Here is an 18,429-nt window from a genome sequence, read left to right as displayed (position 1 = left end):
AAAAGCATATGATAATTGAATAAATTCTTGTTTTTTATGGTTGGTATGATATATGTAATATTGAGTCTGAACCTGAATGATTTTAATTAATAATAATGATGTATTGATTATTACATTCAATAAAAGTAAATGTCATGAAAAAGTTTTTTATATCAACACTCGTGTTATTAGGATTATCAATGAATGTGTATGGCCAGAAACATCCTCCGGTTCCGCCTCACCCGTCAAAAACTGAATTAATTAATGCTAAATCGCGTGAGCTGGACAAAAGATATAATCAGGAAAAGAAATTGATTATGAACCATCCGCTGGCAACTAAAAAAATGAAGCAGGATCAGATGAGAGCTTTAAATCAGAAATACCGAAGCCAGAAAAAATTACTTAAAAAAATGTAATTGAATTAATAATATTGGATTAATCCAAAAGAGCAGGAAATTCCTGCTCTTTTTATTTTGGTATATAGGTTTTATATTTTTAGAAAACTTTTCTTGCTAATAGCAGGTTCAGCATGAATATACCCGTCCAGTTACTGTTGTTGGTTCCATTGGCACCTATAAAATCAATACGGGCTACAGATACTGTAAGTCTCGTTTTTCCCGAAGTTCCGTTATTGGCAAGACTTACGAAAGAAGCGGTGAAAACATCAGGAAAACTGGAATTGTTCCCTGCCGTTAAAATAGGATACATACTTGTAATGTTGAAAGGAGTTCCCTGATATTCATATACAATCGTCATTCTGCTGGTATTGGAATAAGAAGCTGTATGAGCATAAGCCGTTGATGCTTTACTTATAACCCACCAGGCATCAGTTCCTGTTCCTGTATCATATGCAGTGTTGGCGTGATTGGTCCAGTCTGTAACTCCCGGAGATCCGCCTCCGTGAGGTGGGATAGATAATTGGGTACCATATACTTCAACGTTTCCGGGCTTGGGTAATGCAGAAAAAGAAAGATCCCATGTTCCTCCTGTTGTATTGCTGTTATTCACTACCTCTGCATAAGCTCCTGTAGGAACCACGAATGTAGCAACCGGAGTATTGTCTACCCTCAACGTATTGCCACTCGATGCCTGGATGGTGATGCTTGAGGCAGAAATGTTTTTTATTTTATAAATCCTTCCTTTGAAACTGGTTGTTCCGGTTCCTATGACAGGAAGGGTAATTACAGTATTGGCCGCTCCGTTATAAGTTAAATAATGATCTGTAGCGGTTACTGTATAAGCAGTAGTGGTGATTTCCTTATAATCAGCACCCAGAGAGCCATTCACATCCAGCGTACTGTTGGGAGTGACTGTTCTAATGCCAACTTGTGCACTTAGAGACAAGCTGCAAAATAAAATAATCGATAGATAATTTTTTGTTTTCATATTCTGATATTTCTGCAAAACTATTAATTTTATTCTAAAATATTAATATACAATAGGTTATTTTGTGTTTTTTTAACATAAATCTCTTCATTGTGAGATGTGGTATCTGTCATATTTTTAAATATATGTTCCATTACTCGTTTAATTAAAATAAAAACTTTAGCACAATTTCTATGATTCGAAGTAAAAGGTGAAAAAATGCGAACGGCGATCCGTGAAATATGAAGAAGCAGAAACGTTATACATCCAATATTTTTCCTTAAATTCGCATAAAATTTTTAAGCTAATGAACTACGATATTATTGTCATCGGAAGTGGTCCTGGTGGATATGTTACAGCTATTAGAGCAGCACAATTAGGTTTTAAAACCGCAATTATCGAGAAAGAAAATTTAGGAGGAATCTGTCTTAACTGGGGCTGTATTCCAACGAAAGCTTTGTTGAAATCTGCTCAGGTTTTTCATTATATCAATCACGCGGAAGATTATGGTTTGAATAAAGTGGAAGGAAGTTTCGAATTTCCGAACGTTATTCAAAGAAGCCGTGGAGTTGCCGGTAAAATGAGCAAAGGGATTGAGTTCTTAATGAAAAAGAATAAAATTGATGTAATTCTAGGGACTGCTAAAGTTTTAAAAGATAAAAAAGTTTCTGTTACTGATAAAGAAGGTAAAACAACTGAATATGCCGGAGGTCACATCATTATTGCAACCGGAGCACGTTCAAGAGAATTACCGAACTTGCCACAGGATGGTAAAAAAGTAATCGGATACAGACAGGCATTATCCCTTGCTGAGCAGCCAAAATCTATGATCGTTGTAGGTTCTGGAGCGATCGGGGTAGAATTTGCTGATTTCTATAACACAATGGGAACTAAAGTAACTGTTGTTGAATTTATGCCAACCATCGTTCCTGTAGAAGATGAAGATATCTCTAAACACTTAGAAAAATCTTTAAAGAAGACCGGAATTGAAATCATGACCAATGCTTCTGTAGAAAGTGTAGATACAAGCGGAGAAGGCGTAAAAGCTACGGTAAAAACGGCTAATGGAAATATTACGCTGGAAGCTGATATTTTACTGTCTGCTGTGGGTATCGCTGCCAATATCGAAAACATCGGATTGGAAGAAGTAGGAATCCAGACAGATAAAGGAAGAGTATTAGTAAACGAATGGTACGAAACTTCTGTTCCTGGTTACTATGCAATCGGAGATATTATCCCGACTCAGGCTTTGGCTCACGTTGCTTCTGCTGAAGGGATCACTTGTGTAGAGAAAATCAAAGGAATGCACGTTGAGAAAATCGACTATGGCAATATCCCGGGATGTACATACTGTCACCCTGAGGTAGCTTCTGTAGGTCTTACCGAAAAGCAGGCTAAAGAAAAAGGATATGAGATCAAAGTTGGTAAATTCCCTCTTTCTGCTAGTGGAAAAGCTACCGCAAACGGAAATACAGACGGTTTCATCAAAGTAATCTTCGATGCTAAATATGGTGAGTGGTTAGGTTGCCACATGATTGGTGAAGGAGTAACGGATATGGTTGCTGAAGCTGTAGTTGCCAGAAAACTGGAAACTACAGGTCACGAAATTATCAAATCTATTCACCCGCATCCAACAGTTTCTGAGGCAATTATGGAAGCTGCTGCTGCTGCTTATGGTGAAGTGATTCACATTTAATTTTATACAATAACGTATCCCAGATACTTATCATAGAGCCCGGATTTTGTCCGGGCTTTTTTTGTTTATATTATTAATTATTAAAATAATTTTAAAATCAGCATATTTCGGGAGAAATAGTTCCGTTTTCTCACTCTGTTTTCTTAATTTTAGTCTATGAATTTTGACAAAGTAGGGCTTGTTTTATCAGGTGGCGGAACCAAAGGAATCGCTCATGCAGGAGTTTTAAAATTCTTGATAGAAAAAGACATCGATGTAGATGTTCTGTCTTGCTGCAGTGCAGGATCTATAGTGGGCTGCCTGTACGCCATAGGAAAAACCCCTGAAGAAATTCTGGAATTCTTTAACTCAGTCTATTTTTTTAACTGGAAGCATTTCGCTTTCAATCAGCCCGGACTTGTTTCTTCGGTTATTTTCAGGAATTACCTGAAACCTATTTTTCATGACATGAAATTAAAGGACCTGAACAAAGAGGTGAAAATTGTTGCGACAGAACTGGTAGCCGGAACCCAGAAGATATTTGACGAAAATTTTCAAGTGGTGGACGCGATTATCGCATCATGTTCTATCCCGGGGATTACTACTCCTTACATTATTGGAGATGAAATGTACTGCGATGGAGGTGTACTCAACAATTTCCCGGCAGACATTATCAGAGATGAATGCGACAGGTTAATCGGAGTTTTTGTATCGCCGCCCAACAATATTGACATTAAAGATTTAAAGACCATTAAAGCCATTGTTTCGCGATCTTATGACTTGCTGTCCTACCGGATAGAAAAAATTAAATTTGACTACTGCGACTGGTTTATATCTTCTCAGCAGCTGGCTACGTACGGAACTTTTGAAAGAAGAAGTGACCGCATGGAAGAAATGTTTATGATCGGATACAAAGCCGCTAAAGAAAGTTTTGCAGAAAGCTGTTTTTATTCAGAATTAAAAAAATAGATTATTAATTATTTCCGGCGCAGTACAAAAACAATCGATCAGATAAAAACCTCTGTAAACTCAAATTTTCTCCCATTGAATAAGCCTTTATCACTTAGCTTTAATTCAGGAATCACTAAAAGCGCCATAAAAGATAAAGTCATATAAGGTGATTTTAACTGACTTCCCAGCTCTTTTGCCCGTTTATCCAGTGTAATATATGCTGCAGCGGCTTCTTCTGCAGAAAGATTGGTCATAATCCCGGCAATAGGCAGCTCAAGGACCAATTCTTCGGTTGCTGTCGCTAATGAAATTCCTCCCTTAGCTTTAATAATAGCATTGACCGCTTTACACATATCCTCATCGTTGGTACCCACTACTACTATATTATGGCAGTCATGGGCAACACAGGAGGCTATTGCTCCGGTTTTTAACCCTACATTTTTAATAAATGCAGTGGCAACGGGAGCATCATTGTACCGGTTTACCACAGCAATTTTTAAGATATCTTCTTCCGTATTGGATTCGGCATACCCGTTGAAGGTTAATGAACTTGTTACGATTTCGTTGCTGATTAATTGTCCGTCCAGGGCTTCTATCACCCGAATGGTATCACTTTCACTTTTAACCTTAAAATCAGAAGGCTGTTTTACACTACAATGAAAATTATTAACAATTGGCGATTCAACGGATGTGATGTAAGAAGTCCCTTTCTCTGCCACCAGTTCGCCATTAATATAGGTTTTTAAAATGTTGAAATCCTGTATCGTATCAATTTCAATGAAATCTGCATTATCACCGATTTGTAATAATCCGATCGGTAAATTATAATGCTTGATAACATTATAGGAAGATGCCCGTAATACATCATAAAGGTCATATCCTTTTGCTAGTGCACGTTTTACATGATCGTTGATGTGGGATTCAAGTAAATTGTCGGGATGCTTGTCATCACAGCAAAACATAATTTGCTCCGGATAGTCTTTTAGTAAAGGAATTAGGGTTTCAAAATTTTTAGCGGCACTTCCTTCTCTGATCATTATTTTCACTCCATGCTGAAGCTTTTCCAATGCTTCCTGATATCCGAAACATTCGTGGTCGGTTGTGATTCCCGCATTAAAATAGGTTTTCATTTCTTCTCCCATTAAACCTGGTGCATGGCCGTCGATGGGTTTTTGATGTTTTTTTGCAGAAGCTAACTTTTTCAGAACTTCGTCGTCGTTATAAATCACTCCCGGAAAATTCATCATTTCTGCGAGGTATATAATTTCTTTTCTGCTTAATAATGTATCGATATCATCAGCATCGATCCTTGCTCCCGCAGTTTCAAAATTAGTGGCAGGTACACAGGAAGGTGCTCCGAAATAAAAATGAAAAGGAACCTGTCTGGCATTATCAATCATGAATTCCACTCCCGGAATACCCAATACATTGGCGATTTCATGAGGATCCGATATCGTTCCTATGGTTCCGTGCTGTACGGCAATACGTGCAAATTCCGACGGAACAAGCATACTGCTTTCAATATGAACATGAGCATCAATAAAACCCGGTAAGATATACGTGTCCGGAGATTCGGATGTTCTTTCTATAGCTGTGATTTTACCATCTGTAACGGTTATTTGAACGGGGTAGGTTTCTTTCGAAACGAGATCGATTAAATTGGATATAAGAGTAAGTGCCAACGTAGATTTTATTTTGGTATTCTATTTACGATCGAAGTTACAAAAATTTGATAAGGCTGACTAGTATTTCTTATCAATCATCCTTGGCTCCGGATCGGTTTAAAAAATAAATCCTGCTTCAAAGCAGGATTTAATACTATTAATTTTTAACTACGTTGGCGGGTTCATTGGAGATTTCATTCCCGTTGGTGTCATTCACAATCAGTGAATACGGTGGAACAGGATCTGAACTTGTAATGTAATTGCGCCAAACCTGGTAGGTATATCCATTATTTTTAAATTCATAATAGTAGTTACCTCCGGTACCATCAGGGATCAGTTCGCCATTGCTGATGATCATGCTGGGTTTTGAGGTCAGTTTTGAATTCGCGCCCCAGGATTGGTAAAGATATTTGCCGTTAGGCTGTTTGTCAATTCTTACCTTAAATTTTTTCGTTTTAATGATAACTGTTTTCGGTACTTTTTGAAAGTTACCGGAATAGCTGGTTAAAGGATGGTTATGTACTGTTTCAACTGGATTTTCGTTAGCATATACTAAAGAAAACTGGGCCATACAGAAGGCTCCTAATAGAATCTTTTTGATCATTTTTATAGCGGTTACTGGTTGAAATTACTTTTAATCAAATATAACGCCATTTGCAGTGAGTCAAGATTCAGATTCAATTTTATTGCTGATCCTTAGAAACTTAATTCACATCTTAAGAAACGGCAGTATAACTTGCAAAAGCCTCTTCCAGGCTGTTGAATCTACCTTTAAACTCATCAATCGGGCAGTCCTGAAGAATATTTCCTTTATGGATCAGAATCACTCTTGAACAAAGTGCCTCAACTTCTTGCATGATGTGGGTAGAAAGCAACACGGTTTTCTGCTGGCCTATTTCTTTCACCACATTTCGGATTTCTATGATTTGATTAGGATCTAATCCGTTTGTCGGTTCATCCAAAATCAACAGATCCGGCTGATGAATGATCGCCTGTGCCAAACCGACTCTCTGTTTGTATCCTTTGGAAAGCTGTCCTATTTTTTTTGATTTTTCCGGTGTAATGCCTACCAATTCAATAACCTCATCTACACGGGCTTCAGATATTTTATGAATATTAGCCACAAACTGAAGATATTCTTTCACGAACATTTCCAGATACAGAGGATTGTTTTCGGGAAGGAAACCAATGTTTTTTTTGCTTTCGATCTCGTGTTCAGTGATGTTTTTTCCATTAAAAATTATTTCTCCCTGATCAATCTTTAAGGCTCCGACGATAGATTTCATTAAAGTGGATTTCCCTGCTCCGTTCGGACCGAGAAGACCAATGATCTCATTTTGGTCAATAGAAATGTTGATATTGTCAAGGGCAGTTTGTTCGCCAAATTTTTTGGTCAGATTGATAATTTGAAGCGGCATAATTTAAAATGTCTTTTTGCAAAAGTAAAAATAAAAAAACTCATTCGGATGAATGAGTTTAGTAATATTGAAAAATAATAGGATTATTTTCTTGATTTCTTATTTTTATTGCTGCTGTTGGAAGCAGGTGCAGCAGAAGCTCCCTGATTTGAAGTGGATTTTGCTCCGTTAATCTGGTGCATGGTAGCAGGTTTCTCGTACATAGCAGATTTTCCATTGGTTTTTCCGAAAACCTTATCAACCTGTTTTCTGTTTAAAAACTGTGATTTTCCAACATATTTACGGTTTTTATTGATGTACTGAATAAACTGAACAGTCGGCTGCCCGTAGTTTTTCTCGTAATGAAGCTCGATAATGTCATTAGGAAGCTCCAGAATAACATTTTCAACCGGTGTTGTAATAAAGCCGTCTACAATTAAGTTATATAAATCTGAAACATCTCCGGTAAGGTTCTGGAAAGAGAAAGATCTGATGGTATTCAGATTGCTGGTGTTCAGATCCTGATAGTTGATGGTATATTTATCTTCTTTTTTATATAGGCCTACGGAATTATCTTTGCCAATTTCCACCAAGCTTTCGTTTTTCAGCACTTTAATCTGCGAAAAAACTGAAATACCGAACATGCATGTAATGAGTAGAATTATTTTTCTCATGTGGAGGGATTTTAATGTTTTATAAATTTGTGTTTTAAAATTACTAATAAAATTTTTTTAAATAATTTTATTCTTTCAAGCAAAAGTAATACTTTTTTTTAATATCCATAAGCGATAGACATTGGATATTATGCATATCATTGTATGTGCAATGGTTTGTAAATCATAATATTGCATGATTTGCAAACTTGGAAGTATCGAATGTTTTTAAAATTTATTCCGGATAGATTTATACTTTTTAATCTGTAATGTATTCATATACAAGGAATAAAGTTTTTTATTTCCCAAAAAAACTTGAACTGCAGCTGAATCTTCAATATCTTATTACTCCTGAAATTTTCCATCTTATTAAGTCCTGACTGCATTGTGGCTGGCAAAATATAAATTGGTAATTTTATCTTTTCATCATTATAATTTGCATATGCGTAACCTACATCAGGATCAAAGCTTTATCATCCGTGAATTTTCCTCGGAGGAACAGAACTTGTTTTGTGCTCTTTTTGAAGATACGGAAGTAACGAAATACCTTCCATACCGTTCGCCTGAACAGTATATGGAAATGTTTGAAATAGCTTTAGAGGATTACAGTAAGGGCCCCTTTGGCCGATTTGGGATATTCAATTCCGAAACCAATGATTTTATTGGAATGTGTCTCGTAAGGGCTTTTGCAGATATACCCGGACAGATGGAGATCGGGTATACTTTGGGTAAAGAATATTGGGGTAAAGGTATTGCTACGAAAGTAAGCCGTGCATTGGTAAAATATTGCTTTTCTGCTACCGGGGGAAATGAGGTAGTAGCCGTAACTGATCTGGATAATATAGGTTCACAAAAGGTATTGGAAAAGGCTGGTTTTAGGCGGTTGGACAATCTCCGGAGAACAGATCGTGAATTAGCATATTATAAAGTGGAACGTAGTGAGGCGGTAATATAAATCGATATTTCTTTCTTGTTATTGATTAATGGAACCCTTAGAAACTGTTGCCACGAAAGCATCAAATTCACTTTTATAGCTTCTTCCCACAGGAATAGGATAGGTGCCTAACATGACTTCATTATTATTGAAAGCAGTAACGAATTGAGCATTAATCATAAACGAACGGTGAATTCTTATAAAACCTCTTCTTGATAAAAGGAATTCCAGCTCTGTGATAGTACTTTTTGCCATCATACTTTCACTGTTTGCCAGCACTATTTTGATATCATTCCTTTGACTTTCAAAATACACAATCTCCCGGATGAAGATCTTCCTGTTCATTCCTTCCGTTTTAACGATGATAAAATCTTCCTGAGTATTATTTCTGTTTCTTAATACCCGGTCTACCGAGGTAAAGAATCGTTCAAAAGTAATGGGTTTCAGGAGATAATCCACAGCTTCCAGTTCAAAACCTTCTATGGCAAAATCACGGTAAGCCGTCGTGAAAATAGTGGGCGGTTTATGGGAAAGTGATTTTAAAAAATCAATTCCCGTTAAATGAGGCATTTGTATATCCAAAAATAGGAGATCCACAGATTTTGTCTGCAAAAGTCCATACGCTTCAAGGGCATTTTCAGCTTTTCCGATCAGTTTTAAATGGTCGATCCGGGCAATATGTTTTTCCAGCAATGAAGCCGCCAGGGGTTCGTCATCAACAATAATACAGTGGATCATGAGGTTGCGGGTGTTTTTATTTCAACTTTAAAGATATTGTTTTCCCTGGATGCTTTGAAGATAAAATCCTCTTTATAATGATGCAGCAGCTGTCTTTCTACATTTTTCAGTCCGATTCCTTCTGAATTTGTATGGTCATCCTCTTCACAGGTATTTTCGATTCTGAAAACAGAGTACTGATGATCACAGGAAATATTGATGGTTATTTCTGCGCCAATGGTGGTCTTTGCCACCCCATGTTTAAAAGCATTTTCAACCAGGGTGAGGTAGAGCAAGGGTGGAATGGTAGCGGCAGGATGTAAAGCTGTTGCTTTGTTAATCCTGAGCCTTCCTTCACTGTACCGGAGGCTTTCCAGCGCAATGTAATCATCAATGACGGCAACTTCCTCTGCTATCGGAACTTCATTTTTAGGACCTTTGTATAAGATATAATCCAGAATATCCGAAAGCCGGCTGATGGATTCCGAAGTTTTTTCCGAGTTACTTACTGAAAGAGAATAAATATTATTAAGGGTATTGAACAGAAAGTGCGGTTTCAGCTGGGATTTCAGGGATTTTAACTCCAACTCTGCTTTTTCTTTCTGCAGTTGCGTAGTATTTTCTTTTTCATCTTTATAGCGGAGAACGAACATCACTGATATGAAAATAAAAGCGCCGCTAATGATCATAAATGTATAATGAAACAGCAGATAACCGATATCGGTGAAAATATCAAAAAAGCTGTCTTTCAATTCATGAGTGAAAAGAGGTTCAGCAATATAAACGATAAATATCCTGTTGATCACGGAAATGAAATAGAGAGACAGGATAAGATACAGGCAGAATAAAACATATTTTTTCCGGTCAAAAAAATGGCGGATAAGCACATAATAAATGAAATTGGCTCCCGCAATCTGGAATATCCAGTGACAGAAGTTATAGATGATGATTTCCGGGGATATTTCATCGTAATATTCTCCGTAACTTCTTACGGATCCGAATATAAATAGTGCTGTCCAAAAAAACAGCTGAAAATAGACATGCTGTTTTAAATTATTTTCTGACCCGAATTTCATAGCCCCCAAAAGTAAAAAATCCTGAGCCATGGTGCATCGTTTTTTTATACAATGAAACAAATTAATGATGAAAAGCAGTTATTGCAGTTCAGACAGCAGTTATTACTGTTGGCATCATGATTAGTGTTTTCTGTCATCATCCGTAAAGAAGAACAGTCTGTTTTACAATATTTGCAGAAAAAAGCATGTCTGCAAACCCTTATTCTTCTGTGAAACTTTACGGATTGGATCATTTACGAGCTTTGGCTATTGTATTAGTGCTGATGTACCATTACCGTGCATTTAAGCATCCCGGCTGGATTGATACGGTGGGGAAATTCGGATGGACCGGAGTGGATTTATTCTTTGTCCTGAGCGGATTTTTAATATCCGGACAGCTGTTTAAAGAAATAGAAAGGAGTAAAAGGATCAGTCTGAAAACATTTTTCATCAAACGTTTTTTCAGGATCATTCCCCCGTATCTGTTTACGTTGTTTCTGTACTTTAGTTTTCCGTTTTTCAGAGAACGGGAAGCCTTATCTTCCTTTTGGAAATTCATCACTTTTACTCAGAATTATGGGCTGGATGTCATTAACCGCGGAACATTTTCACACGCATGGTCTTTATGCATAGAAGAGCAGTTTTATCTTGTTCTTCCCTTGCTCCTTTTGGTGGGAATACAAACAAAAATGTACAGATATACTTTTCTGTTTACCATTTTCCTGATCCTGTTTTCTTTAACGATCAGATATATAACCTGGAATATTTCTGTGGTACCTGTGATGGAGACCGATAATTTTTGGAAGGTGTGGTATATGAAAATATATTATCCCACTCATACCCGTTTAGATGGTTTGGCAGTAGGGGGTATGATTAGTTTTTTGATGCAGTATTCATTAAAATTTCAAAAAATGGTTCATACCAACGGAAATACACTTTTTATTGCAGGCGTGGTTCTGTTGGGAATTTCATTCTGGGTCTGTAATGACCAGGCTTCTCAGGAAGCTTCCGTCTTCGGGTTTACCTGTGTTGCATTGAGTTACGGGATTATCCTGATGTCGGCTGTTTCCGGATCTTCCTTTCTTTTCAAATCGAAATCTTATGTTACGGCTCAGCTGGCTGGGCTGTCTTATGCGGTTTATCTTTCCCATAAAGGAATTATCCATATAGTTCAGGGAACCTTGCATTATTTTAATGTTGAAACTTCTGGCGGGATTAGTCTTTGTGTGTGCTTAGTGGCATGTATTGCAGGGGGATTATTCTTTCGTTTTGTTATTGAAAGGCCTTCTGCAAAGCTTAAATATATCATTTTGAGTAAAAAGAGTGAATAGAATAGGGCTCTCAACCTGTTTTTGAATTTTCATTGAATAACTGATAGGTAAAAAACTAACGTCATATGGTTCCATATGACGTTAGCAGTGAAGTATTTCAGACAATATTATTTCTATCTCAATATCTTCAGTATATTTTATCAGTTAGTTGATTACCAGTTTACAAATATGAATTTTTCCTGCCACGGGAGTTTAATAAGGCCAATTCCCCAGGCAAGCCTGTCAAGTAAAATATCTTGTGTTTTTCGTTCTATCGTAAGGTTGTAATCATAATCGGTGGCTACTAATTTACCCGAACGTTGGAAAAACTCATTTTGCAATAATGCTACAGATGATGTTTTCATCGGAGGCCAGTTGTGCTGTACACTTTCTATCACTTTTTTAGCCTGTGATTTATGCTTGCGCGACAGTTTAATATGCCTGTTAATGGTTTGATTCACCGGAATATTACATAAGAATTTTTCAAAAACCATGTCGTGTTCAGGAGCGTTTGTCTTTCCGGTAGCAATATAATGTAATATATGGGCACACAGTTCAGGATCAAGAAGTTGCTGAGTTTTCGGATGCAGAAGACCGCAGTCTTCAAAAAAGGTTTTGATGAATGGGTGTATCAGAATTAACCCTGCATTTTGAACATATTGTCCATTGTTCTGGCTTACATCTTCGTAGACTGTTGGCTGTTCCTGATGAATTGTTTCCATCGAAGTTCCTGTGTTTTCATCAGTATATGCTGCATTGTCTTTGATGCGCTCAAAAATTTCATTTTCTTTAATAAAAGGGAATATCTTAACTACTGTTTTCCAGTTCTGACTGCCGTTTTTTGTCTGTGTTAGACCAGCTGTTTCTAAGGTTGCTATTTGTTGTAGAAGATACTCCCGAAGACTACTATTTGATGGGCCCAAATACTCTGATACTACATTGAGGACCAGGCGCCATACCGTGATTCGGTCAGTATGATTCAGTTTTGATATAAGGCGTATGGTATCAGCCTCTACATTGATTTTAAATTCCTTATTTTTTAAAATCGCCAGACATAATTGTGCAATTTGCTCATTTGAAAGCTGATTGATTATCCGCTCCTGAACATTTTTTTTGGGCAGGATAGGGATGATACTTTTTTGGAAGTTTCGGACCAAAATCAGGCTGTCAAATACCGTTGGTTCTAAACAAGTGCTTTTTTTATCCGAATTCCACCATGGCATAGATCCATTTTCTAAAAAATAGATAAAAGCCTGAACCATCTTTTCCTGATTGTCAATTAAATAGGCATCAGAGCCAGATTCAGTTTCTGTTTTTTGAATTGAATGGAGAATGGGGGTAATAATTTCTGACAGTTCTTCTTTGAAGAGTTGAGCAATTTTATCTTGTAATTCAGTATTTAATGAGCTGTTTGTTACATCCAGATTCAATTCTAACTGAGGAATTTGTAAGGTATGATCAGCCAGTTTATATTCTAAAGCATTGATATGCTTTTCTATGGCAGGAAAAACATCGGTAGACAAAAAACTGTTAATATCCTCTTGTATGCTCAATGCCTTTTCTTTGTTGTTGATGGTAATTTCAACAAAAACTTTCTGAATTATATGATCTTGCTTCACATTAAATACGATTTTAATTATACAATATTGGAGTCTATTTTTGATTGAACTCTCCTCCCCAGAATCCTGCAGGACAAAGGCTTAATGTTGATCTTTGCTTTGCGCTTAATCTGCAACCGCACCCTCTGATAAATCCTTCTTTTGGAGCATCTGAAACTTCCAGGGTCTCAGGATTTAGCCATTTCATAGCGTTACAGTTGTTGCCGTTTTTTAATGGGCATGCGTTGCAAATTTCTTCCCTTAGAGAGAAAATAAGTTCTTCGTTTTGATTAGCCATGCCTATTTTTGAGCGTAATTCATTGAAGTGGCCGCCAATGATTTCATTGCGCTTGCCAAAAAGTTTTTTAATATTCATGTGAATAAAGTTTTAAAATTATTGGGGTCAAAATTAGAAGAAGAAAAGTCATTTTGCTAACTATAAGGCTGCTCTATTCAGTCTTTGCAGTAAAAGACAAAATCATTCCCTGATCATGCAGGTTTACAATTTTCAGAAATTCTCTGGTGCAGAAAGTGACGTTTTTAAGTACGAAAATGAGGCATCATTTTAATATTTTTTTAAAACTCATGTTTCGGCAGTTCATTACCGGATCAATCATTTGCAATACCTGTCGGGGTAAAGAAAAAAAATCAAAATCAATGAAAATGGCAATTTAACGGTCAATTGTCTGTGGGAAAACAATGATTTTTAATCACAAAATCAGTCTTAAATCACAAGCCCAAATTCACCATAATGGGAAGAGGGAATCTTCAGACCTAAATTTTTATTTTATAAAGTGATTTTCAAGTAATTGATTTATAATATTTTGCGTATTGTTTTTTTTGTTTTTTTTTATAAATAGAAAATTCCTATTTACTGCAAAGACAGGTTTGTGCCCCCAAAATATTTGTCTTTTGAGGAGGTCTGATTGTATGTTTGCACCATAATAATTAAGAACAGAAATTATGATTAATAATGTACTGACAATTTTACAAGATAAGCTGAATGGTCCAAACGGGCTGTATAACTCAAATTTTCCTAACGATCTCGAAATTGCTGTTGTTGGCGACATTGCAAAACATGATGACGATACCCAGCGTCTTAACGACAAGGTAATCATTAGCCTCTTAAGTGCTGAGGAAGAATCAACATTGAAAAATATGCCAAGATACCAGCAGGTAGTAGTAGATGATAAACCGGTGCGATATGATAAAGAGAGTACCCCGGCTTACCTGAATCTGTACGTAATGATAGCTGCTAATAGAAGTGTGTACAGTAAAGCCCTCCTGAACATCTCAAAAGTTATTGAAATATTTCAAACAAACAATGTATTGGAATATGCTGCCACTGATCCGAAAGACAATTTTAAGTTCAGAATCGAATTGCACTCTGTTCCCTTTGATCAGCTCAGTTACATTTGGGGATTATTAGGGGGGAAGATAATGCCTTCTGTCTTATATAAAATCAGTGTTATAAAAATTACCGCTAACCAGACAACCCCTATTGAATTAATTAATGATGTTAATATACAAAGTATAAAAGTTAATTAACCATAAAAAACAAAAACTAATAACCTTATTTAAACTTTTAAAACATGTTAAATCTAACAACACCGGGTGTTTCAGTTGAAGAAATTACAAAACTTCCCTATTCAATTGCATTAATAGAAACAGCTATACCGACATTTATTGGGTATACCGAGGAAATCCCTGCTGACTATAATAAGCCGTTAAAAATCAGCTCTCTTTTCGAATATGAACAAAAGTTTGGAGCAGCAAAAAAAGAAAGCATCCGGCTAAAAGATGTAGAAGGCAAAGGCGTAACGCTGGAAGTTCCTCCGGTACAGTTTTTAATGTATTATTCGCTTCAAATGTATTTTGCGAATGGCGGCGGCCCATGTTATATTATTTCTGTAGGAAAGTATCCTTTGGAAGGAGAAGTACAATTATATTCACTGAAAACGGGGTTAGATATGGTAGAAAAGATTAACGAACCCATCCTTATCATCCTTCCGGATGCGATCTCGTTATCCGATGAAGCCGATTTTTATACCCTTTACACGCAGGCAATTGTTAAAGCAGAGGTAGAGACGAAAAATAGATTTGCGATCTTGGATACCTATTACGGAAATTCTACAGCCACATCCAACAATCTTACCACTATTGACTCCTTTAGAAACGAAATAAATTCAACCAGCTATGCCGCTGCGTATTTTCCGCACTTAAAGACCATTTTGAATTATACTTTTGATGAGAATACGACCCCTATAACCCATACTGGTTTACAAGAAGCAGGACAGGATAGCGCTATTTTTTATGCCGGTGAGATTGCTGCTTTAGATGAATTAAAAAGCCTGGCAAGTAATGAAATCTCGGGTGGATCACCAAATGCTTTTGTACTTGCCGATTTATTAGGTCAAGCTATTGCCATTGCGGAAGAAGTTAATGAAGCTGCTGATACAAAACTTGGTTTAACAGGCGTCATTAATGAGGCAAAAGCTGTGTTAGAGGCCATATATGATGGAACAATAGACAATTTTATGATCCCTGATGATCTAGAAGAAAATGCACCTGTTTTTAGTGGCGAGTTTGATGCATTGAAAGATGCAATTCTTAATGTAAAAGACGAAAAAGGAGATGCAGACGGACTAACGCTTAAAAATTTAGAATCATCTAATTCAGCATTATATAATCAGGTGAAAAATGAAATACATTCGTTAACAGTCGTATTGCCACCATCATCAGCAATAGCAGGAGTATACGGTAGGGTAGACAGTACAAGAGGAGTGTGGAAAGCTCCGGCCAATGTAAGCCTTAATTATGTAGTGGGTCCGACAGAAAAAGTTTCCGATCAGGAACAGTCAACTCTAAACATAGATGCTGCAGGAAAATCAATCAATGCGATTCGAACTTTTACCGGAAAAGGAACCTTGGTCTGGGGCGCAAGAACCCTGGATGGGAAAGATAAAAAAGAGAATGGGCAAGATAATGAATGGAAGTATGTGCATGTACGTCGCTATTATAATATGATGAAACAATCGATAAGTGAAGCACTCGGGAAATTCATTAATAAACCCAATATACGTCCGACATGGTTACAGGCAAAAGCTACCATAGAAAATTTTCTCCACCAGCAATGGATGGATGGGGCATTAGCGGGCAGTACACCAAAAGAAGCTTACCATGTTGAAGTAGGTCCGGATGAGGATGAAACAAAAACAAAAACGATGACTGCAACAGTCAAAATAGCAGTGGCACGTCCTGCGGAGTTTATCGTATTAAGCTTTTCGCACAAATTACAAGAATACTAGAAATTACAATCAATCACGAATAAATATTCGAAGTTTTACTTCGTACAATACTTAATATTAACTTAAAAATTTTAACAAATGAATTACAAAACCCCTGGAGTTTACGTGGAGGAAGAGGCGAAATTTCCACCTTCCGTAGCGCAAGTTGAAACGGCTATTCCTGCTTTTATTGGATATACTGCAGAAGGCCAGACAAATAAACCGACGAGAATCACTTCTATGTTGGAGTACGAGCAACTTTTTGGAAAAGCAAATCCCGAAACCTTCGCTGTTACTTTCAAAGAAGGTGTTGCAACGGCAATGCAAACTAAGGTAAACGATTTTAAGATGTACTATGCTATGCAAATGTATTTTGCCAATGGCGGCGGCCCTTGTTATATTGTTTCTGTAGGAGATTATAATATTGGTCAGGTAAAAGTAGGATCTGCTACGGAAGAAGGAACTTTATCATATGGTCTTGAATTGTTAAAAAAAGAAGACGAACCAACTCTTATCGTTTTCCCGGATCTTCAAGGTTTAGTTCCTGCTGAAACTGATATTGCTGCTGCTACAGCTGGTGCTCAGGCTGCAGAAACCAATAAGGAGCTAGCAGAAGCTGCAAAAACTGTGGCGCAAGCTGTGGCAGATGCTGCTGACCTTACCGCTCCTACTACTGTAAAGGATGTTATGGATGCTGTAGTTGCTAAGGCAAAAACGTATGTTGTTAATGATCCAGACAATTCTGAAGAGGTGGCTATGGCTCAGGCTGCTCAAACTGTCTTAAATATTGCTAAAGTTGCTGCGGCTCCTATATATGCTACTGTTGGTGATATTAAGATTGCTGTTTCATCTGCTGCTTTTATTTATGAGACAAATTTTGAAAATGCTACCACTGTTGCTACAGATGCCGCTGCCGTTAAATCTCAAGTTATTGCCAGAGCAGGTAACGATGTTGCTATTAGCAAAGTATATTCTTTATACGGCGCAGCGCTGGATCAGGCAGAATTATTAAAAGACAGATTCGTCATTATGGATGTTCTTGGAGATGATGAGGCTTTTAGAAACAAGGTAGTGTCTACAGGGTTACAGTACGGTGCTGCTTACTATCCGAAATTGAAAACAGTGTTAAGCTATGATTTTACAGATGTTGAGGTTGTAGTGACAGGAGTATATAACAGCAGAAATTTAGCTGATTTAAAATCAAAAAATTCAGAGTTATACAACCAGGCCAAGCAAGCAATTGAAGCCAAGCAGGTTATTCTTGCACCTTCATCAGCAATGGCAGGAGCGTATGCTAAAGTAGACAGTACTTCCGGAGTATGGAAATCACCAGCGAACTTAGGTCTTAATTTCGTAGATGCTCCCACAGTAAAAATTTCTACTAAAGAGCAGGATTTGCTTAATGTAGATCTGGCATCAGGAAAATCCATTAATGCCATCAGAACTTTTACAGGAAAAGGAACCTTAGTTTGGGGAGCAAGAACCCTGGACGGAAACAGCAACGAATGGAGATATGTATCCGTACGTCGTTTCTTCAACATGGTGGAAGAATCCGTGAAGAAAGCTACCGAACGTTTCGTTTTTGAACCCAATACAGCTAATACATGGATCCGCGTACAGACCATGATCGAAAATTTCCTTAATCAGCAATGGCAAGAAGGTGCATTGGCCGGAAGCAAACCGGAAGAAGCGTATTACGTAAGTATTGGTCTGAATAAAACAATGTCTGCTCAGGATATTTTAGAGGGAACAATGATCGTTGAGATTGGGATGGCTGCGGTGCGCCCGGCAGAATTTATTGTATTGCGTTTTTCACACAAATTACAAGAATCATAAAATAAATT

17 protein-coding genes are annotated in these 18,429 nt (G+C 37.2%); 8 read left to right on the top strand and 9 right to left on the bottom strand.

Features of this window, described 5'->3' with window-relative positions; translation table 11 throughout:
• Window positions 1-134 precede the first annotated feature (134 nt).
• On the top strand, window positions 135-395 hold the full coding sequence (locus IW15_RS16580; RefSeq protein WP_034713689.1) for a hypothetical protein: 261 nt from the start codon (window positions 135-137) through the stop codon (window positions 393-395).
• A gap of 79 nt (window positions 396-474) precedes the next feature.
• On the opposite strand, the gene IW15_RS16575 is transcribed toward IW15_RS16580, so the two are convergent.
• Window positions 475-1,365: a hypothetical protein gene (locus tag IW15_RS16575; RefSeq protein WP_034713687.1), complete on the bottom strand. Its 891-nt coding sequence runs from the start codon at window positions 1,363-1,365 to the stop codon at window positions 475-477.
• Between the two features lie 286 nt (window positions 1,366-1,651).
• Here IW15_RS16575 and lpdA point away from each other — a divergent pair, with 286 nt between their 5' ends.
• Window positions 1,652-3,040: a dihydrolipoyl dehydrogenase gene (gene lpdA / locus IW15_RS16570; protein ID WP_034713684.1), complete on the top strand. Its 1,389-nt coding sequence runs from the start codon at window positions 1,652-1,654 to the stop codon at window positions 3,038-3,040.
• 156 nt (window positions 3,041-3,196) lie between these two features.
• The gene (locus IW15_RS16565) at window positions 3,197-3,988 is read left to right on the top strand and encodes a patatin-like phospholipase family protein (RefSeq protein WP_034713682.1); all 792 of its coding nucleotides are present in this window, start codon (window positions 3,197-3,199) and stop codon (window positions 3,986-3,988) included.
• A gap of 38 nt (window positions 3,989-4,026) precedes the next feature.
• Here the strand turns inward: IW15_RS16565 and ade are convergent, their stop codons facing one another.
• The 4 genes from ade to IW15_RS16545 all read right to left on the bottom strand — a co-directional run bounded on the left by ade (window position 4,027) and on the right by IW15_RS16545 (window position 7,705).
• Window positions 4,027-5,652, bottom strand: coding sequence for an adenine deaminase (gene ade / locus IW15_RS16560; RefSeq protein WP_034713680.1), 1,626 nt, complete (start codon window positions 5,650-5,652; stop codon window positions 4,027-4,029).
• 139 nt (window positions 5,653-5,791) lie between these two features.
• Window positions 5,792-6,238 carry a hypothetical protein gene (locus IW15_RS16555; protein WP_051882127.1) on the bottom strand — a complete coding sequence of 149 codons (447 nt, stop codon included), beginning with the start codon at window positions 6,236-6,238 and terminating at the stop codon, window positions 5,792-5,794.
• Window positions 6,239-6,350: 112 nt separating this feature from the next.
• Window positions 6,351-7,052: an ABC transporter ATP-binding protein gene (locus IW15_RS16550; RefSeq protein ID WP_034713678.1), complete on the bottom strand. Its 702-nt coding sequence runs from the start codon at window positions 7,050-7,052 to the stop codon at window positions 6,351-6,353.
• A gap of 83 nt (window positions 7,053-7,135) precedes the next feature.
• Window positions 7,136-7,705, bottom strand: a complete 570-nt coding sequence (locus tag IW15_RS16545) for a hypothetical protein (RefSeq protein WP_034713675.1) — start codon at window positions 7,703-7,705, stop codon at window positions 7,136-7,138.
• Window positions 7,706-8,126: 421 nt separating this feature from the next.
• On the opposite strand from IW15_RS16545, the gene IW15_RS16540 reads away from it, so the two are divergent.
• Window positions 8,127-8,639, top strand: a complete 513-nt coding sequence (locus IW15_RS16540) for a GNAT family N-acetyltransferase (protein ID WP_034713673.1) — start codon at window positions 8,127-8,129, stop codon at window positions 8,637-8,639.
• A gap of 18 nt (window positions 8,640-8,657) precedes the next feature.
• Here IW15_RS16540 and IW15_RS16535 read toward each other — a convergent pair whose 3' ends face one another.
• Both IW15_RS16535 and IW15_RS16530 read right to left on the bottom strand, forming a co-directional pair.
• Window positions 8,658-9,356, bottom strand: coding sequence for a LytR/AlgR family response regulator transcription factor (locus IW15_RS16535; RefSeq protein ID WP_034713670.1), 699 nt, complete (start codon window positions 9,354-9,356; stop codon window positions 8,658-8,660).
• Window positions 9,353-10,441: a sensor histidine kinase gene (locus IW15_RS16530; RefSeq protein ID WP_051882125.1), complete on the bottom strand. Its 1,089-nt coding sequence runs from the start codon at window positions 10,439-10,441 to the stop codon at window positions 9,353-9,355. The genes IW15_RS16535 and IW15_RS16530 overlap by 4 nt, the downstream gene beginning before the upstream one ends.
• 155 nt (window positions 10,442-10,596) lie before the next feature.
• Here IW15_RS16530 and IW15_RS16525 point away from each other — a divergent pair, with 155 nt between their 5' ends.
• Window positions 10,597-11,721, top strand: coding sequence for an acyltransferase family protein (locus IW15_RS16525; RefSeq protein WP_034713668.1), 1,125 nt, complete (start codon window positions 10,597-10,599; stop codon window positions 11,719-11,721).
• A 152-nt stretch (window positions 11,722-11,873) separates the two neighbouring features.
• Here the strand turns inward: IW15_RS16525 and IW15_RS16520 are convergent, their stop codons facing one another.
• Window positions 11,874-13,319, bottom strand: coding sequence for a contractile injection system tape measure protein (locus IW15_RS16520; protein WP_034713665.1), 1,446 nt, complete (start codon window positions 13,317-13,319; stop codon window positions 11,874-11,876).
• 34 nt (window positions 13,320-13,353) lie between these two features.
• Window positions 13,354-13,674 (bottom strand): hypothetical protein, encoded by a 321-nt coding sequence (locus IW15_RS16515; protein ID WP_034713663.1) that lies wholly within the window; start codon window positions 13,672-13,674, stop codon window positions 13,354-13,356.
• A 587-nt stretch (window positions 13,675-14,261) separates the two neighbouring features.
• Here IW15_RS16515 and IW15_RS16510 point away from each other — a divergent pair.
• The 3 genes from IW15_RS16510 to IW15_RS16500 all read left to right on the top strand — a co-directional run bounded on the left by IW15_RS16510 (window position 14,262) and on the right by IW15_RS16500 (window position 18,421).
• Window positions 14,262-14,846 carry a DUF4255 domain-containing protein gene (locus IW15_RS16510; RefSeq protein WP_034713661.1) on the top strand — a complete coding sequence of 195 codons (585 nt, stop codon included), beginning with the start codon at window positions 14,262-14,264 and terminating at the stop codon, window positions 14,844-14,846.
• A 44-nt stretch (window positions 14,847-14,890) separates the two neighbouring features.
• A complete protein-coding gene (locus IW15_RS16505) occupies window positions 14,891-16,606 on the top strand; it encodes a phage tail sheath family protein (protein ID WP_034713659.1) in 1,716 nt (571 codons plus the stop codon).
• 78 nt (window positions 16,607-16,684) lie between these two features.
• Window positions 16,685-18,421: a phage tail sheath family protein gene (locus IW15_RS16500; protein WP_034713657.1), complete on the top strand. Its 1,737-nt coding sequence runs from the start codon at window positions 16,685-16,687 to the stop codon at window positions 18,419-18,421.
• Window positions 18,422-18,429: the final 8 nt, after the last annotated feature.

Origin of the sequence: Chryseobacterium soli, from assembly GCF_000737705.1 — a bacterium.
In the GTDB taxonomy this organism is placed as follows: Bacteria; Bacteroidota; Bacteroidia; order Flavobacteriales; family Weeksellaceae; genus Chryseobacterium; species Chryseobacterium soli.
Note: the sequence above shows the minus strand (reverse complement) of the source record. Positions and strands in the feature narration are given on the sequence as shown.